We start from the raw sequence: 17,222 nt of genomic DNA, 5'->3' as shown, positions 1-17,222 counted from the left end.
CTCTCCGTTGAAGACTCTAGATTTCACAACCCGAAGGCCGGCTAATCAGTCATAGACAAAAAGAGTCAAATCACTAGCAAAAAAACTCAACTAGCAAAAAATGTGTCGGCAACCATTCAGACGGAAGAATGAACAATCACCGACGAAAAATACTCACACCCCGAACATCAGAACCGAAACCCGAAGGCCCGGAACATCATCCGACATGCGAAGTACCAAAAAAAATTTGGCACTGACATTCATCGACACACTGTTGAGTTCTCAAAGAACACGCACACACCATCGCTTCAAACTGGTTGAAAGCTCCGGGGCAAGGGTTACAATCTTAGCTTGTTCGCTCCCAGGAAGCAAGTTCCCGTTGAGCGTGAATGTCTCCGACTTCGTCCAACCGCGTGTCCCCGGCCTCTCGGTCGGGGTTGGTGTCCGTGTCGCTCTGACTTGGACAAAGTTACGCGAATGAAAACTGAGCGTCAAACGTGCAGGTCGCAGGTGTTCGTCAGGTTAAATCCGCTGGTAGCCCGCCCGCAGGCGGGCCACCAACGGCCACAGGAGCCCCGCGAGACAACTGTGACCCCACACACGTCAGTTCGAAAGTATTTTCACGCCGGCGAAATTGCGCTTTCCGCGCCGGACGACCAACCAGCTGCCGTGAAGCAGATCGGATGCGGCGGGCTCCCAGTCGTCGGCCGACACCTTCTGGTTGTTCACCGAAGCGCCGCCTTCCTTCACTGCGCGTCGAGCAGCTCCCTTGCTCTCACACAAACCGCTCGTCACAAGCAGATCGATGATCGTGCGCGGCTCCCCCGGCGCCAATTCGCTGACAGATGCTTCCTTCAGCGCCGCGGCGAGCGTCGACTCGTCGAGTTCCGCCAATTCCGCCTTGCCGAACAACGCCTGGCTGGCGAGCTCGACGGCGCGAGTGTTGTGTTCTCCGTGAACCAAGGTCGTCATCTCCGCAGCCAATCGCTTCTGCGCTTCGCGCGCATGCGGACGCTCCGCCGTTGCCGTCTCGAGTTCCGCGAGTTCGTCTGCGGTCAGGAACGTGAACCAGCGCAGGTACTTGATCACGTCGGCGTCGCCGGTGTTCACGAAGTACTGGTACCACGCGTACGGGCTGGTCATCTCGGGGTCGAGCCACAGACTGCCGCCACCGGTCGACTTTCCGAACTTCTTCCCGTCAGCCGAGGTCACCAGCGGAACGGTCATTGCGTGAACACTCTCGCCGTCGACACGACGGTTGAGTTCGACGCCCGCGATGATGTTGCCCCACTGATCGGACCCACCGACCTGCAGAGTGCAGCCGAGATCGCGTCGCAAGTGCAGGTAGTCGTTGGCTTGGAGCAGCATGTAGCTGAACTCGGTGTACGACATCCCGTCCGACTCGAGACGACGCTTCACGGTGTCACGCGCAAGCATGACGTTCACAGAGAAGTGTTTGCCGACATCACGCAGGAAGTCGATGGCCGACATCTTGCCGGTCCAGTTCATATTGTTCTCGATGACCGCACTCGTCGGTGAATCGTCGAAATCCACGAATCGTTCGAGCTGACCACGGATGCGACCTGCCCAGTCCGCGACAGTATCGGCGGAGTTCATCGTCCGTTCCCCGACGTCACGGGGATCACCGATCAGGCCTGTTGCACCGCCGGCAAGAACGATCGGACGGTTACCGGCACGCTGAAACCGCTTGAGCGCGAGGAGCGGAACCAGGTGACCTGCGTGCAGGCTCGGTCCGGTCGGGTCGAAGCCCGCATACAACGTGACCGGTCCGGCCTCGAGATCTTTACGCAAAGCGTCGAGATCAGTTGATTGGGCGATCAGCCCACGCCAGGTCAGTTCGTCGAGAATATTCTCAGTCACGGACTCGATCATCCCATCTTCACGAAATGACCGGCGCTCGCGGGCTTCGGCGGTACGCGGACACCGCTCGCGAGTCCGGAATCCAGAGGCGCCACGGGACCTCGGCCGCAGTACTGACCCCCACCCGCGGTCCACTGACCCATTCCTTCGACTCCCCCAATTCGAGCCGAACCCGCGAAGCGGGGTTGAACACGTCTGTTCCGTTGTCCGCCAACGTGATTGCAACGGAAGCGCCGAGATTACCTGGCCCTCTGGCCCATTGGTGAGATGGTCGATCCGGCGATCTCCGAGCCGACACCACATCGTGACCGGCCTCGATTTCGGCCGCTCGGAGCAGAACACCACCCGCGACACCATCCGGGCCGTACGAGATGTTCATACAAAAGTGCATTCCGTAGCTGCGGTAGACGTAGAGACGGCCCGCCCGCCCGAACATCACGCTGTTCCGCGGCGTTTGCCCCCGATACGAATGTGCTGCCGGATCTGGCCAGAGCCCGTCCTTCTCCCCTCCGTACGCCTCGACCTCGACAATCCTCAGCGAGATGTCGTCGACGATCAAGGTCGAGCCGAGAATTGTCAGGCCCGCTTCCAACGGGTTCTTCACATTTTCCAAGGTCTCGATACTCACCCTTCGATTGTGCCCACGCCGTTGACTCATCGGTCGGCCGAGTCGCATAATTCAACAAGTGATGAATTATTGAAATGAGGCGAACCGTGACCACCACGCCGGCAATAGACATCCGCGGACTACGAGTCATTCGCGGCAAGCACGAAGTTCTTCACTCACTCGACCTGCAGGTTTCGGCAGGATCGATCACCGGACTGCTCGGCCCGTCCGGCTGCGGCAAGACAACCCTGATGCGCGCGATAGTCGGAACCCAGATCGTCGAAAGTGGTGAGGTCAGAGTCCTGGGCGACCTCGCGGGGTCCGTTGCCCTTCGCCGCCGGGTCGGATACGTCACCCAATCCCCCAGCGTGTACGGCGACCTGACGGTCACTCGAAACGTCCAGTACTTCGGAGCTCTGTACGGCAAGTCCGGCGCAGACGTCGCAGCAGCGGTCGACGCCGTCGGATTGAGCCGATACGCCGACCGGACCGCCGCCGATCTGTCCGGAGGTCAACGCGGTCGAGTCTCGCTGGCATGCGCGTTGGTGGCATCACCTGATGTGTTGATCCTCGACGAACCGACCGTCGGTCTCGATCCGGTGCTTCGTGTCGAATTGTGGGAACGATTTGCCGACCTTGCTCGCAGCGGAACCACCCTGTTGGTCTCCAGCCACGTCATGGATGAGGCCGACCACTGCGCTGAACTGATCCTGATGCGAGACGGGCATCTCCTCGCTCAACTCACACCCGATGAATTGCGCGCCAAAACCAGATGTGAACGCCTCGAGGACGCCTTCCTCGAGCTGATTCGGACTTCACCCGTCGGAGGCGAAATATCATGAGCATCAGGATCTTCGGTGCTACGACCGTACGCATTCTGCTTCAGCTCCGCCAGGACCATCGCACGGTGGCCATGATCTTGTTGGTCCCGTCGTTGTTGATGATTTTGCTGTATTTCCTCTACCAAGACGTACCCACGCCGCCCGGCCAGGTTTCACTGTTCCAACGGGTGGCGATCACCATGCTGGGAATCTTGCCGTTTGTAGTCATGTTCCTGGTCACGTCCATCGCCATGCAGCGCGAACGCAGTTCAGGAACACTCGAACGCCTGCTCACCACCCCGATGGGCAAACTCGATCTTCTGGCGGGATACGGCGCGGCATTTTCGCTCTCGGCCGCCGCTCAGGCGGCTCTCGCGTGCGCGGTTGCTTTCGGATTTCTCGGACTCACCATCGCCGGCAGTCTTGCCTGGGTCATCGTCATTGCAGTTCTCGGCGCAATACTCGGCGTTGCGCTCGGCCTGTTGGCCAGCGCATTCGCGAAGACCGAGTTCCAAGCGGTGCAGTTCATGCCGGTAGTTGTGGTCCCCCAACTGTTCCTCTGTGGACTCCTCGTGCCCCGCGACCAATTGCCGACCTGGCTCGAATGGATCAGCAACGTCCTCCCCTTGAGCTACGCCGTCGACGCACTTCAGCAAGTGTCGATGCATGCCGACGCGACGGGTCAGATGTGGCGTGATCTCGCCGTCATGGCGGGCTTCGCCGCCGCAGCACTCTCGCTGGCCGCGGCAACACTCGATCGCCGCACTTCATGAACGACAACGACACGGCGCCCGCACCTGCACCGATTCGTTCGGGGCGACGACCGGGCAAGTCGGAGACTCGCGCGCAGATCCTCGATTCGGCGCGACGGGCGTTCTCCCAGAACGGTTTTCGACGAACAACCATTCGATCGATAGCTGCGGCCGCTGACGTCGATCCGGCCATGATTCATCATCATTTCGGAAGCAAGGAGCAGTTGTTCACCGCTGCGATCGCGCTACCGATCGATCCAGTCCAGGTATTGGGACCGGTTCACGCCTCTCCGACCGAAAATCTCGGCGAAAATCTACTCAGAGCAGTGATCGGGCTGTGGGAATCGGAACACCAGCCGGCGATTCTGGCGGCTTTTCGATCGGCGGTTTCCGGCGACGGATCGCAGCTGATCCAGAGCTTTCTGCTCGATGTCGTATTGCGCGACATCATTCCGCGGGTGGACACACCACCTGGTACCGGCTTGATCAGAGCGGAATTGGTGGCATCTCAGATGGCCGGACTGCTGGTCACGCGATATGTGCTCGGACTCGAACCACTCGCATCATTGAGCGTTGACGCTTTGGTACCGCTGGTGGCTCCGAACCTCCAGCGGTACCTGACCGGTGAATTACCGATCTAGCCTTCAGCCCGCGCGAGCAACTTCTCGTGCTCGTCGTCCGCCACATCGCGTGCCTCGTCGATCAACAGAACGGGAATGCCGTTCTCGATCGGGTATGCACGCCGCAGGCGCGGGTTGTAGAGCAACTCGTCCCCGACCAGCAACAGCGGGCCTTTGTCCTGGGGGCAGGCCAAAATGCTGAGCAACGTCGAATCAATAGCCACGTGAGTCCTCTCGAACCGATCAAACAGAATGTCCTCAGGCTACCGTGCTCCGGTGCCCACCCTCGTCGGCATCAACTGCGCGGCAATTGCCTTGGTCAGCCGCTTGTACGACTGCGTCTCGGAATCGAGGAACCAGGTCCGTGGTCCTGGCGCCGGCAATCCGGCGGCAGCTAACGCAGTGGAGCTCGGACGGTACGACGAACCCACCGGGATCTCGTCTACCACGTGCACGATATCCGGGCGCGCATCAAAAGCGATGCGCGAGAGAGCCTCTGCAAGCTCGGCGGAACGGAACTGCCGCCCCGGACGCCATGTCACGGCAGCGACCGCCAGCTGATGCGGCGCGTCACCGACGCCGTATGCGACGGCAAGATCTACCCGCGCCACACTCGACAACGCGTCGACGATCGGCTGGGTGAACACGGGACCGCGGAGCGTCGAAATGACCGTGTTCTTGTGATCGATCAGCCAGTAGTCGCCGTCGGCGTCCCGGCGGAAGAGATTCTCCGTGGGAATCCACGAATCACCCGCTTGGAAGAGTCCCCGCATGGCTCCGCCCGAGAGATCGGCAGTGAATCCCGCGCGCCCGAGTAGCAACCCGACTTCGTCTTCGGCGCACTCACGGACAAATCCGTTTCCATTTTCGAGGAGCCGACCACTCAGCGGGTCGTATGCCGCCAACCGCACCTGCGCGCTACCCGGCAACGGGCGGCCCTTGGAACCAACTTTGGAGCCCGCGACATTGGCAAGAATCACGTCACCTTCGGTCGACGCATAGAACTCGAGCACCTGCGCGGGGTCGAACGCCTCCGTGGTCCGCTTCCACAGCCCGTGAGGCATTCCCGAACCGATGAACAGTCGGACCGGATGGCTACCGTCGATGAGAAGAAGATCCTCGTCGAGGATCTCGCGCATCATCGACCACGTGTAACTCACGACGGTCACACCGTAGCGATGGATTTCCTCGACGAATCGAGCCGGATTCAGTCCGCGTGAGAGCGCAATCCGTGAGCCACCGGCCATGGCGCCACCGATGGTCGCGAGCAGACTCGACGAATGATGGAGTGGTGCAAGGCAGTACACGGTGTCACCGCGATCGAGATCTGCCGCCGTGGCCGTTCCGAAGGCAGACAGTGCCCACCGGTAGTTGGTGATCTGCTTGGCTTCGAGCACACCGCCCGATTCCGCAAAGATGATGAATGCGAGTTCACGGGCGACGCCGGGATCCGGCCGGTACCAACCGGGCAGATTGACCTTCGTCGGATCGATTTGTTCGAGATCGATCACGTCGTGTGACGGATCCACCTCGAGTCCGCGGGCATCGCCGCCGCCGAGTACCAAGACCGGCCTACCGGTGACCACCGCAGCGTCGACGTTCTCCGGATCGGTGATGATCCGATCAACCGATCCCAGCTTGACCGCCGCCGAGATGTCGGACCCCGGCGGAAGCATGACGGCAACGGCACCGAGGCGCGACAGGGCCGCGATGGCCGCGAGCGCGCTGGGGCGGGTCTCCATCAGGACACCGACGTGCGCTGCCGGACGCACTCCCACGGAAATCAATCCACGCACGACATTGTCGATGCGGGCGTTGACCGCTTCGTAGGTGTGCACACGATTGTCGAAGAGGAAGCACTCGCCGTTCGGTGCTTTTCGACGCTGCTCCGCGAGCAATTGGCTCAGCGAGATCTTGGTGTGTGGCTGAATTTGGTTGAGTCGCGCAAGACGTGGCAACGCGCGTGCCGCTTCGCCGGACAATTCGAAAGTCCCGCGCAACGCACCGGCTGCAAGGTCACTGATTCCCTTGGTGACTCCTGCACCTACTTCAGCGACCGAGGCGACAGTGTGGATGATCCGATTGCTGATCGACACACCGGTCTGGTCTTCGAGGTCGGCGCCGTAGACCATGTTCGCGATACGGTCCGGGAGGGGTCCACCCGTCTCGGTCCACTGCACGAATTCACCGGTGGTCGGCCAGGTGTGATTGGCCGCGGTGGAACCGACAACCAATCCGAAATGACCTGCGCGCAAGGTAGATTCGTAGACCTTGGCCCGCGGCGCTGCCTGGCTGATCCCACGAACCGCCTGAGGTTGACCAATGTCGTCGACCTCGCCGACGAATGCCAGGATGGGGCAGGTGATCTCGGCGAGCGAGACCAATTGATCCTTGATGACAAAACCACCGGTCATCATTCGGTTGTGCACGATGAACTGCTTGAGCAGTTCGGCAACCGCGGGCCCGGACCACGCGACCCAACCCTCGGTCGCGAGGAAACGTCGCTGCTGCTCCCTCGGCAGCAAAGCCTCACGGTCGTGCAGTTGAAGCAGGAAGTCGACTCGCATCTTCAACGTCTTCACGGGATCGAGCAACTGGAACCCGGTGCGAGCCATCCACCCGGTGACCGCCAGGCGATTGAAGACGTGATCGGCGAGGAAATCCGCACCCTTGGTGGCCAATCCGGCCGGGATACCGAAGGGCAACGCGGCGAGTGTGTCGACCGGACTGCCGAAGGTGATGACGCTGGCGATGTTTCGACTACGCCGATACGCGGCAGCTTGATAGGCGAACATGCCGCCCTGCGAATAGCCGGAGATGTGAACATCTTTACCGGTGTGACGGTGGATGTGGTCGATGATGTCGCTGAGAGCGATGATGTGATCGGCGAGATTGCGATCCCAACCGCCCTCTTCGGAGTCGGGCGAACCAAAATCGACTACCCAGGGGTCCAGGCCCATCTCGTGCAGAATTCCCACAGCACCCTGGTCGCGGGTCACGTCGTACACGTTCGCCGACATCATCATCGGCGGGATCAGCACGATCGGTGCACCGACGGTTTCCGGATCGCTGTCCGGGAAGTAGCGGCGAAGCCGGTACATCGCTGCGCGCTCGACGATCTCGAACGGCGACGTGGTCGCATCCGTTTCCAGCCCACCCAACCGGACGACCTCGAGGCCGTTTTGTGCTGTCGCAACCACCCGACGAATCGGGCCCAGCACAGACTTGGAATTCAATCCCACCATTTCACTCCCAAGTTACTCACCATGTGACGTCAGTCTCATTTTTCCCGCGCGCAACAAGCCTACTGACGACGAATACGCGTACGCGGTCAGGGAGCAAATTCTGCTCCCTGACCGCGTACGACCGAAGGACTACTGCCGAAAAGAGAGGGGAAACACTCGTGACCGCAAGGTCAGAGGGTCCATTCCCGCAGCGACTGCGCCACTGCTCGGACTCCGTCCAACTGTTCTGCTACCCGCACCCCCGCGGTGCCGCCTCGCGCATTACGCGAAGCGATGGAACCCTCGACTGTCAGCACCTCACGAACAGCGGGTGTCAGCGCGCTGTCGACGCCGGCCAGTTCCTCGTCCGTGAGATCTTCGAGTCCGACGCCTCGCGCTTCGGCGACACGCACACACGCTCCAGCAGCCTCGTGTGCAACCCGGAACGGCACGCCCTGGCGCACCATCCACTCCGCGATGTCGGTGGCCAACGTGAACCCTGCCGGAGCAAGTTCCGCCATACGCGCGGTGTGGAACTCGAGAGTCTGCACCAGGCCGGTGATGGCCGGGAGCAACATCTCCAGCTGCGCAACCGAGTCGAAGACCGGTTCCTTGTCCTCTTGCAGATCGCGGTTGTACGCCAGCGGCTGAGCCTTGAGCGTCGCCAGCAGGCCGGTGAGGTTACCGATCAAACGACCAGACTTACCGCGCGTGAGTTCCGAGACATCCGGATTCTTCTTCTGCGGCATGATCGACGAACCTGTCGACCACGCGTCGGCAAGCGTGATGTAGCCGAATTCCGGTGTGCTCCAGATGATGATCTCTTCCGCCATGCGTGAGAGATCGACACCGATCATCGCAAGCACGAACGCTGCCTCGGCCGCAAAATCACGCGAAGCGGTTGCGTCGATCGAGTTCTCGGCCGAGCTGTCGAACTTCAATTCCGCTGCAATGGCTTCGGGGTCGAGACCGAGCGAGGAACCGGCGAGTGCACCGGAACCGTACGGGGACACCGCAGCTCGTACGTCGAAGTCGCGAAGACGTTGCACGTCGCGCAACAGCGGATGCGCATGGGCGAGCAGGTGATGTGCCAACAAGACCGGTTGAGCAGCCTGCAGGTGCGTCTTGCCCGGCATCACGGCATCCGGGTGAGCCCCGGCCTGAGTCGCCAATGCGTCGACCACGTCGAGAACGCCGGTGGAGATGCGGCGAACCGCATCCCGAAGCCACATTCGGAACAGCGTGGCCACCTGGTCGTTTCGCGAACGACCAGCACGCAGGCGTCCGCCGACCTCAGGCCCGACACGCTCGATCAGACCGCGTTCGAGTGCGCCGTGTACGTCCTCGTCCGAATCACTCGGTCCGAAGGCGCCACTGGCGACATCTGCCGCCAGACGGTCGAGACCGTCGAGCATTGTCGCGAGGTCGGCCTCGCTGAGCAGGCCTGCCTTGTTCAGCACGCGAGCATGCGCCTGCGACGCACGCACGTCGTACGGAGCGAGGACCCAGTCGAAATGAGTCGACTTGCTCAGCGCCGCCATGGCAGCGGCCGGTCCGGACTCGAACCGTCCGCCCCACAGCGCGCCTTCGTTGGTGCCGTGTTTTTGGGCGTCTCCGTCACCGTGAGCCGTCATGGCTCAGAGTCCCAGATCGCGCTTCGCGGCGACCTTCGACGACAGACCGTGGATCTCGACGAAGCCCTTGGATGCGGACTGGTCGAAGCTGTCGCCCTCGTCGTACGTCGCGAGGTTGAAGTCGTAGAGCGACTCGGGGCTACGACGACCGTTGACGGTGATGGCTCCACCGTGCAGGAAGAGACGAATGTCGCCGGTGACGCGCTCCTGCGTCTTGTTGACGAACGTATCCAGTGCGTCCTTGAGGGGCGAGAACCAGAGGCCGTCGTAGACCAGCTCGGACCAACGCTGCTCCATCTGACGCTTGTAGCGACCGAGTTCGCGTTCGAGGGTGACGTGCTCGAGTTCCTGGTGCGCGGTGATGAGAACCATGGCTCCGGGAGCTTCGTAGATCTCACGGCTCTTGATGCCCACGAGACGGTCCTCGACGACGTCGAGGCGACCGACACCCTGAGCGCCTGCGCGCTTGTTCAGTTCCTGGATGGCTTCGAGAACCGACACCGGGCGGCCGTCGATGGCAACCGGGCGACCCTTGTCGAAGCTGATGATGAGCTCGTCGGGCGCGTTCCAGTTGACCGTCGGGTCCTGGGTGTAGTCGTAGACGTCCTTCGTCGGTGCGTTCCACAGATCCTCGAGGAAGCCGGTTTCGACGGCGCGGCCCCAGACGTTCTGGTCGATCGAGAACGGCGACTTCTTGGAGACGTTGATCGGGATGTTGTTCTCTTCGGCGAAGGCGATGGCCTTCTCGCGGGTCCAGGCGTAGTCGCGGACCGGTGCGATGACCTGAAGGTCGGGCGCGAGGGCGCCGAATCCGACCTCGAAGCGAACCTGGTCGTTGCCCTTACCGGTGCAACCGTGCGAGACGATGGTGCCGCCGTGCGAGCGTGCAGCTTCGACGATGTGCTTGACGATCAGCGGACGGCTGATGGCCGAGACCAGCGGGTAGCGGTCCATGTAGAGGGCGTTGGCCGCAATGGTCGGCAGGCAGTACTCGTCCGCGAACTCGTCGCGGGCGTCGACGACAACGGATTCGACTGCGCCGCAGTCGATCGCGCGCTGACGCACGACCTCCATGTCCTCGCCACCCTGCCCCAGATCGATGGCGACGGCGACAACTTCAGCGCCGGTCTCCTTACCGATCCAACTGATGGCAACAGAAGTGTCCAGCCCGCCCGAGTAGGCGAGTACGACGCGATCGGCCATGGTTTTTGTGCTCCTTCGGTTGAAAATCTCTATCAAAGAATAAGGGGTCAGGCGAGCGATTCGATCATGGCCGCGAGTTCCGCTCCGGAAAGCGGTTCTCGGGCCACCACGAAGATGGTGTCATCTCCGGCGATCGTTCCCACGATGTCGGGCATCGAGGACCGATCCAGTGCGCTCGCGAGGTAGTGCGCGGCTCCCGGCGGTGTCCGGAGAACCGCCATGTTGCCGCTGAAATCGGTGGAGACCAACAGCTCACCCAACAGCCGTGAGAGGCGGTCGGTACCGCCGGACACACCGCGTACCGGGTTCCCGTCCTCCGGCACCACGTAAACACCGGCGCCGCCGTCGGCGGCACGCAGTTTCACCGCTCCCAGCTCTTCGAGGTCACGCGAGAGGGTGGCCTGCGTCGCTTCGATGCCCTCGGCACCGAGCAACGCCGCCAACTCCGTCTGACTTCGGACGGGGTGCGCCGCCAGCAGCGCGATGATGCGCGACTGGCGACCGGCCCGAGTGGGAGCGACGCTCACGCCTGGTCCAGTTGGGTTCGCTGTTCCAGCAGCCACACGAGCAACGCCTTCTGGGCGTGCAGACGGTTTTCCGCCTCGTCCCAGACGACGCTCTGGGGTCCGTCGAGAACCTCGTCGGTGACCTCTTCGCCGCGATGGGCCGGCAGGCAGTGCAGGACGACAGCCTTCGGATCTGCTTTGGCGAGGAGTTCCTTGTTGATCTGGAACGGGCGGAAAGGTCCGACCCGATCGAGCCCGTCGTTCTCCTGACCCATCGAGGTCCAGGTATCGGTGACCAACGCGTCGGCACCGACGACGCCGGCCTGCGGGTCCTGCGTCAGCGTGATGGTTGCACCGGTTTCCGCGGCGCGTGTGCGCGCTGCTGCCACTACCCAGTCCGCCGGTTCGAAGCCAGCGGGACTTGCGATGGTGACGTCGATGCCTGCGGTGACTCCGCCGAGCATCAGCGAGTGAGCCATGTTGTTGGCGCCGTCGCCCAGGTAGGTCAGCTTCAGTCCCTTGAGCTCACCCTTCTGCTCGATCAGCGTTTGCAGATCGGCCAGAACCTGACAGGGATGAAATTCGTCGGACAACGCATTGACGATGGGAATCGTTGCACCCGTTGCCATTTGCTCCAAGCGCTTCTGGCCGAACGTGCGCCACACGACGGCGTCGACATAGCGGGAGAGTACGCGTCCGGTGTCCGCCAACGTCTCTTCACGACCGAGTTGGGTACTACGCCCGTCGACGACGACGGCGTGGCCGCCCATCTGCGCGATGCCCATCTCGAACGAGAAACGTGTACGCGTCGAGTTCTTCTCGAAGATGACGCCGACTCCGCGAGGACCCTCGAGTGGACGCCGAGCGAACGGGTCCTTCTTGAGAATCGCAGCGAGTTCCAGAACTTCGGCCTGCTGCGCCGGAGTCAGATCGTCGTCCCTGAGAAAGTGTTTCACCACGGTAGTCACTTCTCCCCCGGCTGGTCAGCCGATAGTGCACTGTCGAAGATGGCAGGTAGTGCTGCCACGAAGGTTTCGGCCTGCTCATCCGTGAGGATGAGCGGCGGCGCCAACCGGATCACTCCGGGTTGCGCTGCATTCACAAGGTACCCGGCTTCGCGCGCGGCACTTTCCACCGCCGGCGCGACGTCCTCGGTCAGCACGACACCCAGCAACAGTCCTGATCCCCGTACGTAGTCGACCAACGGATGGCCCAGATCTTCGATGCCCGCCGAGATCGATTTGCCCAAGCTGTCGGCGCGTGAGATCAGGTCTTCCGCTGCAATGGTTTTCAGCACGGCAAGCGCCGCCGCAGCGCACACCGGATTGCCACCGAACGTCGTACCGTGCTTGCCCGGTCCGAACAACTCTGCCGTTGCTCCGGTCGCGATGCAGGCGCCGATCGGCATTCCGCCGCCGAGTCCCTTCGCAAGAGTGATGACGTCCGGCACGATGCCGACTGCCTGATGTGCGTAGAACCAGCCGGTCCGGCCGATGCCGGTCTGAACTTCGTCGAGTACGAGCAGCGCCCCGCGTTCGGCGGTGATCCGCCGAGCCTCGACTAGGTATCCCTCGGGTGGCACCACGACGCCGCCCTCACCCATGATCGGTTCGAGGAACACAGCAGCGGTGTCGGAATCGACTGCCCGCTCCAGTGCCTCGACATCGCCGTACGGCACGAACTCGACACCGGCGGGCATCGGTTCGAACGGCGCCCGCTTGGCCGGCTGACCCGTCAGAGCGAGTGCCCCCATCGTGCGACCGTGGAAAGAGCCCTCGGCCGCGATGATCTTCTTCCGGCCAGTAGCGCGAGCGAGCTTGAAGGCAGCCTCGTTCGCCTCGGTACCGGAGTTGCAGAAGAACGCGCGCCCGGTGACGTTGCCGAGATGAGCGAGCAACTGCTCGGCCAACTCGACGACCGGCTCGCTGGCGTACAGGTTGGAAACATGGCCGAGTGTCGACAACTGAGTAGTGACGGCTTCGACGACGGCCGGATGTCCGTGTCCGAGGATGTTGACGGCGATTCCGGCAAGGAAGTCGACGTACTGCTTGCCGTCGGCGTCGGTGAGTACGGCGCCGTCACCGCGGACGAGAGCAACCCGGGGTACGCCGTAATTGTTCATCAGCGAAGCGGACCACCGCTGCTGCAGATCGATCGTGCTCATGAAGTAGCTCCCTGCTGGGGACCGGCGACCGAGGAGCCGGGCACGACCATCGTGCCGATTCCTTCACCGGTGAAAAGTTCGAGTAGGACTGAATGTTCGAGCCGGCCGTCGATCACGTGCGCCGACGGCACACCTCCGCGCACCGCGCGAAGGCAGGCCTCCATCTTGGGCACCATGCCGGCATCGAGACTCGGCAACAACTGGGCAAGGGCGTCAGTGTCGATTTCGGTGGCCAGCGAGGATCGGTCCGGCCAATCGGTGTACAGGCCTTCGACGTCGGTGAGGACAACGAGCTTCTCGGCACCGATCGCCTCGGCCAGTGCGGCAGCGGCGGTATCGGCGTTGATGTTGTGGACGACGCCGTCGGCATCGGGCGCGATGGTCGAGACCACCGGAATGCGTCCTGCCGCAATGAGATCGAGTACCGCGTCTGGGTTCACGGTGGTGACGTCTCCGACCAGGCCGATGTCGGTCTGCTCCCCCTCGACCGCAACAGTGCGTCGAGTAGCGGTGAACAGGTGCGCATCTTCACCGGAGATACCGACCGCGTACGGACCGTGCGCGTTGATCAGGCCGACGAGTTCACGGCCCACCTGACCGAAGAGCACCATCCGGACGACGTCCATCACCTCGGGCGTCGTGACCCGGAAACCACCGCGGAACTCACCCTTCATGCCAAGGCGTGCCAGCATCGCGTTGATCTGCGGGCCGCCGCCGTGCACGACGACGGGGTGGATGCCGACAGTCCGCAGGAACGCCATGTCCGCGGCGAAGGCGGTCTTGAGTGTCTCGTCGATCATGGCGTTTCCGCCGTACTTGACCACGACCACCTTGTCTCGGAATCGCTGCAGCCACGGCAGCGCGTCGGCGAGGACATGCGCCTTCTGATGCTCGCTGATCACGGGATACGTCTCGGTCATGACGAGTACGCCGAGTTCTCTTCGACGTACGCGTGCGAGAGGTCCGTGGTGCGAATGCTCACGGACTCGTTGCCGATTCCCAGGTCGATGTCGAGTTCGATGTCGATCCCGCTCAGGTCCACCTCACGCGCTCCCGGAGCGCCGACGCCGTCGATGCAGACGGGACTCCCGTTGAAGGACACACTGATTCGATCGGGATCGAGCTCGATGGGAGCGATACCCACTGCTGCGAGGACGCGGCCCCAGTTCGGATCGGATCCGAACAGTGCCGTCTTGACCAGGCTGTCGCGGGCGATGGTCCGGGCGCCGATCAACGCATCGGACTCGGACGCTGCGCCGCGAACCGTCACCTTGACCCGCTTGGTGACGCCCTCGGCGTCTGCCATCAACTGATCCGCGAGATCGTCGCACACTGCCAAGACCGCGGCGTTGAGTTCGTCCTGGGTCGGTGTGACACCGCTGGCGCCGGAGGCCAACAGGAGCACCGTGTCGTTGGTGGACGTGGCGCCGTCGACGTCGAGGCGATCGAAGCTCAGGTGGGTGGCGGCGCGCAGAGCGGTATCGAGCTGCTCGGCCGTTGCGACAGCATCGGTCGTGACGACGCACAGCATCGTCGCCAGTGCGGGCGCGAGCATGCCTGCACCCTTGGCCATTCCGCCGACGTTCCACTTGTTCGCGTGGTGCAGCGACGCCTGCTTCGGCACGGTATCGGTGGTCATGATCGCGTACGCCGCGTCGGTACCGCCGGAGATTCCGCCGGCCAGTTCGTGCACTACCTCGGTGACACCGGGGATCAGCTTGTCCATGGGCAAGCGGTCACCGATCAGGCCGGTCGAACAGACGGCGACCTCGATCGCGCCCGTCTCGGTTCCCCAATTGCTCAGTGCCGAGGCAACTTCCTCGGCAGTCTTGTGCGCATCCTGGAATCCACCCGCGCCGGTACACGCGTTTGCGCCGCCCGAGTTGAGCACGACCGCGCGCAGCTTGCCCGTCGTCAAAACCTGCTGAGACCACAGCACCGGAGCAGCCTTGACCTTGTTCAGGGTGAAGACGCCGGCAGCGGCCAGATCGGGTCCCTCGTTGAGCACCAATGCGAGGTCCGACTTGCCACTCTTCTTGATACCGGCAGCAATTCCGGCACCGCGGAATCCGGCAGGTGCGGTAACGCCCTGTGTGCGGAGCAGACGTCCCCCGGCGACGTGAACCACGTCTGCAACTGTCGCGTCAGGCTCGGTTGCGTTGTCGATCTGCTGCGGATTGTCGGTGCTCACGGAGCTACTCCCACGGTAGAGAGACCTGCGGTCTCGGGTAGGCCAAGGGCGAGATTCATCGATTGCACCGCGCCACCGGCGGTGCCCTTGGTGAGATTGTCGATTGCCGAGATGACAACGAGCTGACCGGCGTCGGCGTCAACGGTGACCCCGATCTGCACGGCATTGGATCCGATCACGGCACCGGTCTGCGGGAAGACTCCGGCAGGCAGCACGTGGATGAACGGCTCGTCGTTGTATGCCTTTTCGTAGATTTCGCGCGCTTGCTCTTCGGTGGCCGTGGTGGCTGCCGTGCAGGTCGCGAGGATGCCGCGCGGCATGGGCGCGAGGACTGGAGTGAAAGAAACACTGATGTCCTTGCCGCCTGCGGCCGAAAGATTCTGAATGATCTCAGGGGTGTGGCGATGGACACCTCCGACACCGTATGCGCGGACGGAGCCCATGACCTCGGAACCCAGCAGATCGGCCTTCGGCGCCCGGCCGGCGCCCGAAGTGCCACTGACCGCAACCACGTTCACGTGTGAGTCCACGATCCCCGCGGCAACGGCGGGGGCCAGCGCGAGGCTCGCTGCCGTCGGGTAGCAGCCCGGAACGGCAATGCGGGTTGCGCCTACCAATTTCTCACGGGCACCGGGCAATTCAGGAAGACCGTATGGCCAGGTACCGGCGTGAGTGCTCTTGTAGTACTTCTCCCAGGCTGCGGGATCCTGCAGCCGGAAGTCCGCGCCGCAGTCGATGATGACCGTCGACTCGGGCAGCAACTTGGCGTACTGAGCCGAATTTCCATGTGGGAGACCGAGGAAGACGACGTCGTGACCCGAGAGGATTTCGACAGTGGTCTCTTCGAGTACCCGCGAAGAGAGTGGGAGCAAGTGCGGATGATGCTCACCGAGCGTCGAACCGGCGTTGCCACCGGCGGTCAGCGAACCGATCACCAGACTGCCGTCGGCGTAGGACGGGTGCCCGAGGAGCAGACGCAGAACCTCACCACCGGCGTACCCACTGGCGCCGGCAACGGCGACTCTGATCGGCTTGCGTGCGTTCTCGGTCGTACCACCTTCAGTCATGTCACACAGTATGCATCATTGTGCATCGGAATGCATAATTACTTACCCATGGAACGCCGGATCTCCTCGAGCTTGGCTTTTGCGGCCTTCTGGCGCTCGTCCCACTGCTCGTCGACGGATTTTCCGGCAGGACTCTCGTGTGCCAATTCGGCCGAACCTATGGAAGTACCGAAGCGCCCCTCTATCTTCTCCCGAACACGGTCGAAAGTGGGGACTCCCCCTTCGGTGTAGTCGGGTTCGGGAATTCTCGGGTCGGTCGCAAGTACCACCGGGACGTCGATGATCTCGTCGACCTCCACAACGGTGTCGGGCAGTTCGACTTCTTCGGCGTCGGTGATCGTGTTGTCGTCCTCTACACGGTGCGACTCGAGGCTCGCGGCAGCGGTGTCCACCACGGAAAGAAGGACCGACAAGCTCGGACGACGCTCGACCACTGCGCGGACGACCGCGAGGAAGTCCTTGTCGTCGAGTGCACTGGCGGCCTCGACCACCTGGTGCACGGAACCATCGTGCTCGGACCCATCATGTTCGGGCCCATCATTTCGTGACACTGTCAGTCCCTTCTCGAAATGC

16 protein-coding genes are annotated in these 17,222 nt (G+C 62.6%); 3 read left to right on the top strand and 13 right to left on the bottom strand.

The features are described from left to right. Positions 1 to 582 precede the first annotated feature (582 nt). Both tyrS and FEZ59_RS13690 read right to left on the bottom strand, forming a co-directional pair. On the bottom strand, positions 583 to 1,860 hold the full coding sequence (tyrS, locus tag FEZ59_RS13695) for a tyrosine--tRNA ligase (RefSeq protein WP_020907871.1): 1,278 nt from the start codon (positions 1,858 to 1,860) through the stop codon (positions 583 to 585). A gap of 19 nt (positions 1,861 to 1,879) precedes the next feature. Next, entirely contained in the window at positions 1,880 to 2,488 is a 609-nt protein-coding gene (locus tag FEZ59_RS13690) for a DNA-3-methyladenine glycosylase (protein WP_346343232.1), read from the bottom strand. Positions 2,489 to 2,574: 86 nt separating this feature from the next. Between FEZ59_RS13690 and FEZ59_RS13685 the strand changes: the two genes are divergently transcribed. The 3 genes from FEZ59_RS13685 to FEZ59_RS13675 are packed head-to-tail and all read left to right on the top strand — an operon-like array spanning position 2,575 to position 4,681. Beyond that, positions 2,575 to 3,309 carry an ABC transporter ATP-binding protein gene (locus FEZ59_RS13685; RefSeq protein WP_020969718.1) on the top strand — a complete coding sequence of 245 codons (735 nt, stop codon included), beginning with the start codon at positions 2,575 to 2,577 and terminating at the stop codon, positions 3,307 to 3,309. After that, positions 3,306 to 4,061, top strand: a complete 756-nt coding sequence (locus FEZ59_RS13680) for an ABC transporter permease (protein ID WP_172932780.1) — start codon at positions 3,306 to 3,308, stop codon at positions 4,059 to 4,061. The genes FEZ59_RS13685 and FEZ59_RS13680 overlap by 4 nt, the downstream gene beginning before the upstream one ends. After that, positions 4,058 to 4,681 carry a TetR family transcriptional regulator gene (locus tag FEZ59_RS13675; RefSeq protein ID WP_172932779.1) on the top strand — a complete coding sequence of 208 codons (624 nt, stop codon included), beginning with the start codon at positions 4,058 to 4,060 and terminating at the stop codon, positions 4,679 to 4,681. The genes FEZ59_RS13680 and FEZ59_RS13675 overlap by 4 nt, the downstream gene beginning before the upstream one ends. Here the strand turns inward: FEZ59_RS13675 and FEZ59_RS13670 are convergent. The 11 genes from FEZ59_RS13670 to FEZ59_RS13620 form a co-directional block, all read right to left on the bottom strand. Continuing rightward, on the bottom strand, positions 4,678 to 4,884 hold the full coding sequence (locus FEZ59_RS13670) for a Trm112 family protein (protein WP_003944045.1): 207 nt from the start codon (positions 4,882 to 4,884) through the stop codon (positions 4,678 to 4,680). The genes FEZ59_RS13675 and FEZ59_RS13670 overlap by 4 nt on opposite strands. A 39-nt stretch (positions 4,885 to 4,923) precedes the next feature. Further along, positions 4,924 to 7,905 (bottom strand): acyl-CoA synthetase, encoded by a 2,982-nt coding sequence (locus FEZ59_RS13665; RefSeq protein ID WP_019748602.1) that lies wholly within the window; start codon positions 7,903 to 7,905, stop codon positions 4,924 to 4,926. A 170-nt stretch (positions 7,906 to 8,075) separates the two neighbouring features. Beyond that, a complete protein-coding gene (argH, locus tag FEZ59_RS13660; protein WP_029255450.1) occupies positions 8,076 to 9,518 on the bottom strand; it encodes an argininosuccinate lyase in 1,443 nt (480 codons plus the stop codon). Positions 9,519 to 9,521: 3 nt separating this feature from the next. Further along, positions 9,522 to 10,721: an argininosuccinate synthase gene (locus FEZ59_RS13655; RefSeq protein WP_007736221.1), complete on the bottom strand. Its 1,200-nt coding sequence runs from the start codon at positions 10,719 to 10,721 to the stop codon at positions 9,522 to 9,524. Between the two features lie 47 nt (positions 10,722 to 10,768). Further along, a complete protein-coding gene (locus FEZ59_RS13650) occupies positions 10,769 to 11,248 on the bottom strand; it encodes an arginine repressor (protein WP_019748604.1) in 480 nt (159 codons plus the stop codon). Continuing rightward, a complete protein-coding gene (argF, locus tag FEZ59_RS13645; RefSeq protein ID WP_019748605.1) occupies positions 11,245 to 12,195 on the bottom strand; it encodes an ornithine carbamoyltransferase in 951 nt (316 codons plus the stop codon). Before argF ends, FEZ59_RS13650 begins: the two co-directional genes overlap by 4 nt. After that, entirely contained in the window at positions 12,192 to 13,391 is a 1,200-nt protein-coding gene (locus tag FEZ59_RS13640) for an acetylornithine transaminase (protein ID WP_172932778.1), read from the bottom strand. Before FEZ59_RS13640 ends, argF begins: the two co-directional genes overlap by 4 nt. Then, positions 13,388 to 14,311, bottom strand: a complete 924-nt coding sequence (gene argB, locus FEZ59_RS13635) for an acetylglutamate kinase (RefSeq protein WP_019748607.1) — start codon at positions 14,309 to 14,311, stop codon at positions 13,388 to 13,390. The genes FEZ59_RS13640 and argB overlap by 4 nt, the downstream gene beginning before the upstream one ends. Further along, positions 14,308 to 15,558 (bottom strand): bifunctional glutamate N-acetyltransferase/amino-acid acetyltransferase ArgJ, encoded by a 1,251-nt coding sequence (gene argJ, locus FEZ59_RS13630; protein ID WP_051720865.1) that lies wholly within the window; start codon positions 15,556 to 15,558, stop codon positions 14,308 to 14,310. Before argJ ends, argB begins: the two co-directional genes overlap by 4 nt. Before the next feature lie 20 nt (positions 15,559 to 15,578). Continuing rightward, positions 15,579 to 16,649 (bottom strand): N-acetyl-gamma-glutamyl-phosphate reductase, encoded by a 1,071-nt coding sequence (gene argC / locus FEZ59_RS13625; RefSeq protein ID WP_019748609.1) that lies wholly within the window; start codon positions 16,647 to 16,649, stop codon positions 15,579 to 15,581. A gap of 38 nt (positions 16,650 to 16,687) precedes the next feature. Then, the gene (locus FEZ59_RS13620; RefSeq protein ID WP_024487478.1) at positions 16,688 to 17,149 is read right to left on the bottom strand and encodes a hypothetical protein; all 462 of its coding nucleotides are present in this window, start codon (positions 17,147 to 17,149) and stop codon (positions 16,688 to 16,690) included. Between the last annotated feature and the right edge of the window lie 73 nt (positions 17,150 to 17,222).

The organism is Rhodococcus sp. MS13 (assembly GCF_013277835.1).
GTDB classification, from domain to species: Bacteria; Actinomycetota; Actinomycetes; order Mycobacteriales; family Mycobacteriaceae; genus Rhodococcus_F; species Rhodococcus_F erythropolis.
The sequence above is the reverse complement of the archived record's forward strand: the minus strand, read 5'-3'. Positions and strand labels throughout refer to the sequence as shown.

What these genes read in the sequence shown, in the direction of transcription:
- FEZ59_RS13680 (WP_172932780.1), top strand. Translation starts at nt 3,306, where the DNA reads ATGAGCATCAGGATCTTCGGTGCTACGACCGTACGCATTCTGCTTCAG.
- FEZ59_RS13675 (WP_172932779.1), top strand. Translation starts at nt 4,058, where the DNA reads ATGAACGACAACGACACGGCGCCCGCACCTGCACCGATTCGTTCGGGG.
- FEZ59_RS13665 (WP_019748602.1), bottom strand. Translation starts at nt 7,905, where the DNA reads ATGGTGGGATTGAATTCCAAGTCTGTGCTGGGCCCGATTCGTCGGGTG.
- argH (WP_029255450.1), bottom strand. Translation starts at nt 9,518, where the DNA reads ATGACGGCTCACGGTGACGGAGACGCCCAAAAACACGGCACCAACGAA.
- FEZ59_RS13655 (WP_007736221.1), bottom strand. Translation starts at nt 10,721, where the DNA reads ATGGCCGATCGCGTCGTACTCGCCTACTCGGGCGGGCTGGACACTTCT.
- FEZ59_RS13640 (WP_172932778.1), bottom strand. Translation starts at nt 13,391, where the DNA reads ATGAGCACGATCGATCTGCAGCAGCGGTGGTCCGCTTCGCTGATGAAC.
- argB (WP_019748607.1), bottom strand. Translation starts at nt 14,311, where the DNA reads ATGACCGAGACGTATCCCGTGATCAGCGAGCATCAGAAGGCGCATGTC.
- argC (WP_019748609.1), bottom strand. Translation starts at nt 16,649, where the DNA reads ATGACTGAAGGTGGTACGACCGAGAACGCACGCAAGCCGATCAGAGTC.